A 10,245-nucleotide genomic window follows, 5' to 3' on the forward strand; every position below is an offset into this window, starting at 1 on the left:
TTAATCAATTAATTACATTATTGTTTTGCCTGTTTGTAATCAATAGCATCCTTCATGCCTGTTGATAGGTTCATAACAGAGGGCTGGCCGTTAAATATCGAAAAATTACTGTTATAATCCCAATGAATGCCCGGGATATCTAATTTTTTTAAAGATTGCCGCACCGCTTTAATATACCGGTAACGGCTACCTTCATCGCTGTATTTACGATATACGCCGTATTCGCCGCAAATGATGGGCACATCATATTTACTACCCCAGTGTTTTACGATCTGCAACTTATCCCTTACTGATTGCTGGTTGCCATCAATCCTATATTGGTAATAGTTGTTCTCGCCCCAGGTACCAATGATGCCGGGATTCATGGGCGGGTAGGTTTTGGGGTCGTAGGGGAAGGGGATTCCCGTGGTAGCTACCTGATCGCCCACCCAATCGGCACCTTGGTGGGTAAATATAAAGGGCTCATAAAAGTGGAAGGTGTAAATAATGTTCTCATCGGCCAATCTTTCCATACGACTTAATTCGTAAATACTATTGTAATTTGACGCACCCACTATCAACGTACGTTTGGCATCCTCTTTGCGTATGGCCGTAACGATGTTGTATGCGGCATCTTTCCACACTTTGGGGTTTATGGGACCGGGTTCGTTGTAAATCTCAAAAAAAACCAAGTTGGGGCTCTCTTTTTTGTACCTTTTAGCTATTAATATCCACTGGTTAATTACCTTTTGGGTTTCGATTATATAATTATTATCATTTATTTTACCGTAGTGATAATCTATAATCAATTTTATGCCGTATAACTTGCACTGTTTCAAAATTTCATCAATGTGAGCAAATACTTTCTCAACAGGAATTTTCGCAGTTTCAAAATATTCAAAAGCTACGGGTAAGCGTATAGTAGAAATGTTTAGTTTCTTAAGCAATTCGTAATCGGCCTTTTTCAGGGGATTTGCGCTTAATATGTCCTTGTTCCACCATTGTTCGAGCCATGAAACGCTCACTCCGTTATTCAGGCTTTTTGCACGCTTAAATGCAATTTGCCTTTCGTTTAAATGAACTGGTTGGCTTTTTGCATTAATGCATTGCATAATTATAATTAAGGATACAAATACCGCCCTTTGCGGCAATTTTAAAAGATTTAAGTTAAAAGTGGTATTTTTCACCTATGTTTAATGTTGCAATTGTTAGCTGGTCAGAAAAACTTATTATAATTTAACAAATAATGTTTGTTCAAATATCGAAAGAAGAATATAAAAAGGAAATCTTAAAAAAAGCGTGGTACCAAACCAATAATATTATTTGGTCTACCGTTTTCATGTACCCTATTCTTTTCACAATTGTAGATTTTGTTTACGCTAACGAAATATGGCTGCAATTTGCGATAGTGCGGATCATAACCGTGCTAATCATACTGGGCCTGTACAATTTCTTCCAAACTAAAAAGTACAATTACAGGCTACTGTTGCACCTCTGTTTCTTTTTCCTCTCGATTACTTCGGCCATATTATGTAATCTGGTAAGACTGGAAGTTGAGCTTATTTATTTCCTTACTTATTCGGTTATTATACTATTTTTCAACCTTCAGGTTTTTTGGGAGCCCGTAAACTCCATTATCCAAACGTTGATCGCCTTGTTGCTGCTGGCTATATTCTATAACCTGCTCAATGAGTTCTCGCTGGATCTGGTTATCAATAACGGCATCTTCTTTTTCATCATCGCCTTCATATCATGCCTTATACCTAACGCCCGTTACAAGGTTTTAGCGCGCGAGGTGCGATCGCAGATACTCATCGAGAAATCTAACGAACAACTGAAAGACCAGAATCACGACATCAACGAGAAAAACAACATCATCGATAGGCAATATGAGCAACTGCGTAAGCTTGACGATCAAAAAAACAGCTTCATTAACATCGCCGGGCACGATTTAAAGAACCTGATCAGCCAAATTATGATGAGCAATAACCTGCTCAAAGAGGAAGACTATCGCCTTAGTGCCGACCAAAAGGAAATGGCCAACTATATCTCCGAATCGGCCGAGAAGATGCAGTACATGTTAAACAAACTGATGGACGTAAAGGAAATCGAATCGCCGGAGATGAAGTTCAATATGGAGATCTTCGACATCAACGCCGAGGTGATGCACGTGTTTAAAGGCTTGCAGGAGACCGCCCAGATGAAGAACATACACTTGGTAGATAACATACTGAAATTGCCGCTTAACGTGAAGCTGGATAGGGTATTTGCGGGCCAGGTTTTCCAAAACCTACTCTCAAACGCAATAAAATTTTCACAAACAAACAACAACATACGCATTGTTACCAGCTTGCAACGCCAGAAGTTCGTTTTTGAGATTATAGATGAGGGCTTAGCCATTGGGCAGCAGGAACTGGATATGATGTTCAACAAGCTTAAAACGCTTAACGATGCATCAGCCAGCATAGAGAGCCGCCTGGGCCTGGGTTTATCTATAGCCAAACTGATGACCAAAGAACTTGGCGGCGAACTGATGTACCGCAGCGATGATAACGGCAACTATTTCAGAGTAGAATTTTACGTAATTAACTAATACATATAACCACAATGAAGAGACTATTTACCCTTTTGGCTTTTATAATGTTAAGCACAGCATGCTTTGCGCAACACATTATTTCATTTAAAGCAATGGGCCACGATGATGACGAACCGGTGTACGGTATGAGCGGAGCCACTTCGTTCTACTTCAAAATCACGCCTGAGTATGAGATAAATGGCAGCAAATTGGTGGTGTATTTTGAGCCTTCGCAGGCTTTGATTAGGGAAAAATCGTACGTAAATTTATTTATAGGTCCAAAACCGGTATATAGTGCTCGTTTAACTAAAGATTCTATCCAAAAGATAAGCATCAACCTTACTAAGGCGGATGTATCCCCAGATAACTACATCAAAATTCAGGTTAAAACGCTGTTAACAATTACCGACGACCCGTGCCGCGATTTGGATAACCCTGCAATGTGGTTAAAAATAAAAAACTACTCTTACCTGTCGTTGGTAAAGAGCAGCAAAAACTTCTTCAACAATATCAACATAAGCAATTGTTTCGATGGAAAAAGGGCTATTGTTTATCCGGCAAACCCTACCCTGCACGATCTAAAGGCCGTTGCATGGGCATACTCGCGTTTGAAAAAAACGCAGCAGAAAACTATTGGCGTATATGAAGAAGGCAAATTGCCCGATACTATACGCAATTACATAAAGGTGGGCGCACTATCATCATTAACCGGTGCAGAAAGACCATTGATAAAGGTTACCCCTCAAAACAATCAGGGTTTGTTTTATCTGCATAAAGCTATCAGTACGGTTATGGATACCATTACCCGTATGGTGGAGAACAAGGGTCAGCTTACCGCCGTAAAAGCCGTTGCACAGGAAGTGGTACCTACCGAGATATTATACGTTACCGGAGGCGACGATGCGGGTTACGAGAAAGCAATTACCGCTTTGGGTAACATGAACATCCTCAACTCTACCTTCGGCGATTACCTGTTGATAAACAAAGCACAGAACCAGTTTTTCAAAACTATCGACGAGAACCGCTCTAAGCTTTCACTTAAACAGATCGGTGGCGTAAGCGATTTCCTATCGGGCATTGGCTCGCTGAAAAGCGCGTTTAACTTCAAGAACTCCGATTTTAGTTTCACCCCTAAAGAGGTTGAGATACGTATAGTGGGTAACTATAGCAGCCTTAACCCAGGCGACCGTGGTTTCTTCAACATATACCTCAATGGCCTGTTGCTAAGCAGCGAGAAGCTGGATGCATCGGGCAAGTTAAATACTACCGTAACCATTAATCGCTACCAACACCATAAATACAACACGCTGGAGGCCGAGTTCCGCTTTTACCCTAACAACGGCAATTGCAAAAACAGCTTTACCAATTTCTTTGCCGAGGTTGACGTAGATAAATCGTATCTGGAATCGAAGAACCCCTTCATCACCAGTGATCTGAGCTTCTACCAGTATCCCGAAGCCTTCAACAGCGGTACTACCAAAATTGTGGTAAGTAAAGACTACGCTAAATACGCCGCCGGCGCAATGGGCGAGATAATTTATGAGTTGAACAACAACATCAACGCAAACAACTTCCCCGATTTTGTTTACTCACAAGGCGCAGATGGCATACAGCCATCAGAGCTTAAGAAGAACAACATCATTGCTCTTCTAAGTAAAGACGACCCTTTGTACAAAGAGTTCCCGGATGCGCCTATCAATTTCGACAGGAACTTCCGCCTGTATAATACAGATAATAATACCATCGTGTATCAGCTGTCTGATACTACCTCCAACGGTTTGGCGCAGATATTCTATGGTCGCAATAACAACGCAACCCTGGTACTTACAGCCACAGGCAAGCACTTGTCCGAGGCGTTCTTATCGGCTTCTAAATCCATTACCGAGCAGTTATCAACCCTTAGCAGCAACGTTTGTATATCTGATGTAAACAACAATAAGTACCTGTTCAACATCAACAAAAGCAGCGATAACCTGGAGTATATAGATACCAAGAGCGCGCTTACCCGTTTCTGGGACAATTACAACCTGTACATATTGCTGGGTATTTTGGTGCTGATATTGCTATCGTTCCTGTACATCCGCTCGAAAGTGCAAAAATCACAGGAACTGTTTAATGATTAATGTACACCGTGCATATTCATATCCTAACGTATTAATTTTTTCATGACTACTATGTCGATTCCTGAATTATTGGTTAAGGATGGCTTTTTGACTGCCGATAATCGTGAAAAAATCGAAAGGCATTCTGCGGAGACGGGGCTATCTTTCATCAAGATAGCCCTCACCTTCGGCTACATATCGCGCAAAAACTACGAGCGTTCGATGCTTGAAGCAGGGTACGAATTTGCCCAAATAAGAGATATGGAGTACGACCAGGCTGTTTTAGATAAAATAGATCTTAGCTTCGCCAATGACCACCTCGCCCTGCCCCTGCGTGCCGAAAACGGTAAGATGATAACCCTGATGGCAAGCCCCGATGATGAGCTTTTTGCCGATTTCATCAGGTTTACCTACGATATGGAGCCCGAAATCATCGTAGCATCAGATTTAGATATCATCTGGCTAAGCAATAAGCTCATAGGCGATAAGTACGTTAAATCATCCGTTTTCGAACTGATGAAACGCGACCCGGATAGCTCTGCAGTATTAACCTTTTCATCGGCACAGCTGGTGTTTACCTTCGTTATCATAGGCATTGTTGCAGTGGGCCTGGTGCTTAGTTTCAAAAATACCTCCATCATCCTCAACGTTATCATCAGTACGTTTTTTTTAGTGGCAATCATATTCAAGCTATTCCTGGCTCTGGTGGGTTCGCGTTTCGAGTTGCACCAGGCGGTCACCAAGGAAGAGCTTAAACTGGTAATTGATGATGAACTGCCCATTTACACCATACTGCTGCCCGTTTATAAAGAAGATAAGCTGATCAAAAAACTCATCTGGAACCTGCAGGCGATAGATTACCCCCGGCACAAGCTGGATATTAAACTACTGATTGAGGAAGACGACGACAAAACCCTAAACGCGGTACGCAATCTCGATTTCCCGGCCATCTTCGAGGTTATCGTTGTTCCTTTTCACATGCCCAAAACAAAGCCTAAGGCTTGTAACTACGGCCTGCACTTTGCCCGTGGTAAGTACCTTACTATCTACGATGCCGAGGACATCCCAGATACCGACCAACTGAAGAAAGTGGTGTCGCTGTTCGGCAAACTGCCTTCGGAGTTTATCTGCGTGCAAAGCGCACTCAACTACTTCAACCGTAACGAGAACTTCCTTACCCGTATGTTTACGCTGGAGTACTCTTACTGGTTCGATTATATGCTGCCCGGGTTGGATACGCTGGATATCCCCATCCCACTTGGCGGTACCAGCAATCACTTTAAACTGCAGGAACTGATAGACCTTGGCGCGTGGGACCCCTTCAACGTAACCGAGGATGCTGATTTAGGTGTACGCGCTTATGCCAAGGGTCACAAGATAGCCATCATCAACTCCACCACTTACGAAGAGGCAAACAACGAGCCCTTCAACTGGATACGCCAGCGCAGCCGATGGATAAAGGGCTACATGCAAACCTACCTGGTACACATGCGCAACCCTGCCGAGTTGGTACGTAAAATAGGCTGGAAAGGCTTTTTGGGTTTCAACTTCTTCATAGGCGCTACGCCCGTGATATTTTTGGTGTATCCATTGCTGCTCACGTTCTTTATTTGCTACATCATATTCGACTTATCGAGCATACGCACCCTGTTCCCGGATTGGGTGCTGTTCATGTCGATCTTCAACCTCATGGTGGGTAACATCCTCATGATATACATCAACATGATGGCCGTATTTAAAAGGCGGTATTACGAACTAATATTGTTTGCCATAGCCAACCCTATTTATTGGCTCATGCACAGTATATCGGCATATAAGGGCTTGTTCCAACTGGTTACCAATCCGTTTTACTGGGAAAAAACCAACCACGGGCTAAGCAAAGTTAGTAACCCTACAAATGTTGTTAAATGAGAATCAGCAGGTCTGTTTACTTACTGTTCATTACTTGCATACTGGTAATTTATTACCTGGTAGCGGCGGTGTACCTCAATAATTTAGGGTACTACAACCACGAATCGTTATTTTATATCGAAAAAGCCCTCATCGTTTTCGACGGTGTAGGCGTGCGCCTGAAGGTAATGGGCCTTACATCGCCCATGCTGCCCTTTATGGCAACCTTTGCCTTCACTACCATCAGCTATACGTTGGCACCTGCACTGGCATCTGCTATAGGTACGGCTTTGCTGTTTTACGTAATAGCCGTCACGCTTATCAAACGACCTTCTCAAGATTTTTACCTGTACATACTATTGGCACTTTTCCTTTTCCACCCCGGTATACTATACACGGCATGCTCGGGTAAAGGGGGGTATTTGGTGCTGATATTCTTCTTTTTGTTTTTCCTTAACCTGCTTAAGTTTTACCGCAGCAACACCACGTTCCACGTATCTATTGCCAGCATATGCCTGGTTACACTCATCTTTTGCGATTATAAGTTCGTGTGGCTTACGCTGTTCTTTTTGCCGCTGGTGCTGGCTATCACCATCCACAGCCTTAACCTGGGCGAGCAGGAGAGTATCTTCCGCCTGTTCCTTAGTTTCAACAGCCCATCGTTGCGGCGCAAGCTGGTAAACAAAACCTTTGCGCTGTACATCATTTTGTTCGCCTTGCCGCTGGTAGCCGTGCTTTGCTACAAACTGCTCAACCTTACCCACGCCAACGACCTTAACTACTTTAACGAAAGCCCCTACGCCACCTGGAACGTACTGATAGACAAACTCAGTTTCGACCAGCAAACCACCAACACCAACTACCAGATACCCGAGGTAAGCCTGCTGCTATCGGCCCGCGTGCTGCTGTTTTGCCCCATGATACTCATTGCCATATACCTGTTTAGGGAAAGCACCTACCAGGTACTTACCCTGCTTACGCCTTTTGCGTTCATAGAGTTTTTGCACCTCAAGTATGATAAGGTATACCTGGCTTACGAGTATTATATGATATTTGTGGTGCTGGCCTTCCTGTGCGTAATGTTTAAATCGCAAACGGTGAAGAACCAACGCGTGTTTAAAATAACACTGGCCGTAACTATGGCCGTGCAGTTATACGCCGGCTGGTACTTCCTTAAAACATCGCCTATTGCTGAGGACCGCAACTTTTTGGCCGTGCTCACCAACCGTACCGACGATAAAACACAGGCCGACAATATGGATGTTGCCAGCTACATCAACTCCCTGCCCGACGACTCGCACATCCTGATGGACGACGCAACCGCCTACGGCGTGGTAGCCTTTGTAGAACGCCAGAAGATACGTACCCTCACTATGCCCTATCAAGACAACTTCCTGAGCGGCGTAGAATCACCGGATAAAGCGGCCGACTACATTGTAATAGCCACCGCCAAAAACCTGGTAACAGGCTACACCCAGCTCAACAACCGTTACCTGGTGAGTATCAAACGAACGCTGCCACAGGTTATCTTTAAAAAAGTGTACGAAACAGATAACTGGATAGTGTACCGGGTGGTGAAATAGGCGCGTCCTGTCTAATTTTATTTGTTAGAAAATTTGTGACGATACCCAGCTGGGCTTGTAAAAAAAAACAGCGCTTTTTCCCGATAAAAATCTGCGTTTTTCTTTGTTTTTCGGAGGTTTTTATGGGCATGCCGCAAAGTAATTTTTTTGTTTTTTTGACCAAAAAGGGCCTGAAAATCTCTGGGTTTCCTATTCTCCAGTGCTTCAATGAAGCTTAAGCATCGCCTTACTATTTGCCTGTTGCACTTATGATGCGCGCCCTACTATGGATTGCTTATGGGATTGTCATTTAAACATTCGACAGCCTTGCTCCTGATAGCTTCGTTGGCCGATTGTTTAAGTGTCTCAAGTAAGGGTAATACCTCTGTGGTGTACAGTTCCTTCAGGTTATCACAGTCGGTTTCGGGCCTGCTAAGATATTGCAAAGCAAGTAGCACGCGGTAGGGATATGTGGCTTGCAGGGCGGCTTTAAGGGCGGCGAAACGCGTGTAACCGGCGTGGTTAGCCTGCCACCATTTTTTCACTTTAAGGGCCAGTATGGAGCGGTTATGGGCTATTTGTTTTTTGCTGAGCTTGTACTGCCAACGCATTTGGGCAACGGGATGGCCGCCCGGTGCAAAATAGCTTGCCATGATGCGGCTGTAGGTATCGCTATCTACCCCCTTGGTACGGTAGCCAAAATCGTTAAAGGTAAGCTGTTCCAGCAGCCATCCCGCCCTTACCGAAACATAATCCAACTCGTAAGGAATGATACTACCGTGCGTCATCACCAAAGCTTTATTGCCTGGGTATATCAAAAAAGTGGTATTTTGCAACTTCACATAAGCCTTACTGCTCAACAGGGCAATGAGCTGCGGGATGATCTTTTCCTGATAGTTTTCCAGCTCGATACTTGCTGGCTGCACTGCGTTATCGAACCCGGCTGCTTTAAAACTCAGTAGCAGGCTATCCATCCTGGTAGTTTGCGCCAGGCAAAGGGGGGCTATAAAAAGCAGCGCGAGCAGCAGGGCGATACGTGGTTTCATGTTTATAAGGGGATTATGATTTTAGGTGATTGCTTCCGGTGAGTATGTGCGCGGCCTAAGCCGGCTTCATGTGTTTTAAAAAATTGACATTCTTTTTGGCGCTTTGCAAAGGGCTTTCGTGGTAGAAGCGGCTTTGTTCCACAAAAAAGTAGGTTACGCCTTCTGCCTGTGCAGCATGAACAAGCCGGGAGAAGTTGATGATGCCTTCGCCCATATCGCAGGCAGACTCATCGGCGCTGCCCTTGGGGAGGCGATGCTTCAGCACGTCGCGCAGGTGCATCAGTTTGAAACGGCCCTTATATTTGGCCAGGTATTGGTAGGGATCTTGCCCCTCGATAAGCGTGTAATAAACGTCCATCTGGAAATCGACCAAAGCGGCATCGGTACCAGCGAGTAGCACATCAATAGGCAATTGCCCATCGACCGGTTTGTAGGGGTAATCGTGTGGGTGATAGGCGTAGCGGATGCCGTGAGCATTGCAAATTTTACCCCGCTGGTTAAAATCGTCGGCAAACCGTTTAAAATCGTCGATGCTGTTTTGAGGGCCCAGCCAGGGACACACCAAGTATTGCATGCCAATCTGCGCGGCCTGTGCGGCGAGCTGCTCAAACTCCGGAGTAGACATGGGGTTGTGGTGGGCCGATACCAGCGTAAGGCCGTTGCCCGTTGCCAGTTTTTGGAATTTGATAGGGGAGAGTCCCCAAAAGATACCTTTATCGCCGCCGTAGCTTTCCAGTTGGGTGTAGCCCATAGCGCCAAGTTGCTTCATCGTGCCGCCAGCATCACGGGCCATCTCCTCCCGAACCATGTAAAGCTGTATACCCGGCGCAAGTTTGGAACCTTTAGCTATGAACGGAGCCATGCCAGGCGCGGCAGATGCAGCAGCCAGCAAGCTACCGGTGTACAGGAAAGTCCTTCTATCCATGGTATGTTTATGGGATTAATAATTGGTAGCTAAATGTAGCACCTAATTACGGGCTATGCAAAATAAAAGCTGGGGAGTGCTTGTTTAGGGCGACCGGGGCCACGGGCGAGGGAGCTAAAAAAAGTTCATAAACGAAGAAACCCCTTCATCGTTAGATGAAAGGGTT

7 protein-coding genes are annotated in these 10,245 nt (G+C 44.7%); 4 read left to right on the top strand and 3 right to left on the bottom strand.

Features of this window, described 5'->3' with window-relative positions; translation table 11 throughout:
• Positions 1–17: 17 nt before the first annotated feature.
• Positions 18–1,091 carry a glycoside hydrolase family 5 protein gene (locus E2R66_RS20930; protein WP_133234401.1) on the bottom strand — a complete coding sequence of 358 codons (1,074 nt, stop codon included), beginning with the start codon at positions 1,089–1,091 and terminating at the stop codon, positions 18–20.
• A 134-nt stretch (positions 1,092–1,225) separates the two neighbouring features.
• Here E2R66_RS20930 and E2R66_RS20935 point away from each other — a divergent pair, with 134 nt between their 5' ends.
• Genes E2R66_RS20935 through E2R66_RS20950 form a run of 4 tightly spaced genes read left to right on the top strand, consistent with a single transcriptional unit; the run spans position 1,226 to position 8,129 of the window.
• A complete protein-coding gene (locus tag E2R66_RS20935) occupies positions 1,226–2,572 on the top strand; it encodes a sensor histidine kinase (RefSeq protein ID WP_133234403.1) in 1,347 nt (448 codons plus the stop codon).
• A gap of 14 nt (positions 2,573–2,586) precedes the next feature.
• A complete protein-coding gene (locus E2R66_RS20940) occupies positions 2,587–4,677 on the top strand; it encodes a cellulose biosynthesis cyclic di-GMP-binding regulatory protein BcsB (protein WP_133234405.1) in 2,091 nt (696 codons plus the stop codon).
• A 51-nt stretch (positions 4,678–4,728) separates the two neighbouring features.
• Positions 4,729–6,567: a glycosyltransferase gene (locus E2R66_RS20945; protein ID WP_240049365.1), complete on the top strand. Its 1,839-nt coding sequence runs from the start codon at positions 4,729–4,731 to the stop codon at positions 6,565–6,567.
• Positions 6,564–8,129, top strand: coding sequence for a hypothetical protein (locus E2R66_RS20950; protein ID WP_133234409.1), 1,566 nt, complete (start codon positions 6,564–6,566; stop codon positions 8,127–8,129). The genes E2R66_RS20945 and E2R66_RS20950 overlap by 4 nt, the downstream gene beginning before the upstream one ends.
• A 263-nt stretch (positions 8,130–8,392) precedes the next feature.
• Here the strand turns inward: E2R66_RS20950 and E2R66_RS20955 are convergent, their stop codons facing one another.
• Positions 8,393–9,154, bottom strand: coding sequence for a hypothetical protein (locus E2R66_RS20955; RefSeq protein WP_133234411.1), 762 nt, complete (start codon positions 9,152–9,154; stop codon positions 8,393–8,395).
• Between the two features lie 55 nt (positions 9,155–9,209).
• Positions 9,210–10,079, bottom strand: a complete 870-nt coding sequence (locus E2R66_RS20960) for a sugar phosphate isomerase/epimerase family protein (protein ID WP_133234413.1) — start codon at positions 10,077–10,079, stop codon at positions 9,210–9,212.
• Positions 10,080–10,245 lie beyond the last annotated feature (166 nt).

The organism is Mucilaginibacter psychrotolerans, assembly GCF_004519315.1.
GTDB classification, from domain to species: domain Bacteria; phylum Bacteroidota; class Bacteroidia; order Sphingobacteriales; family Sphingobacteriaceae; genus Mucilaginibacter; species Mucilaginibacter psychrotolerans.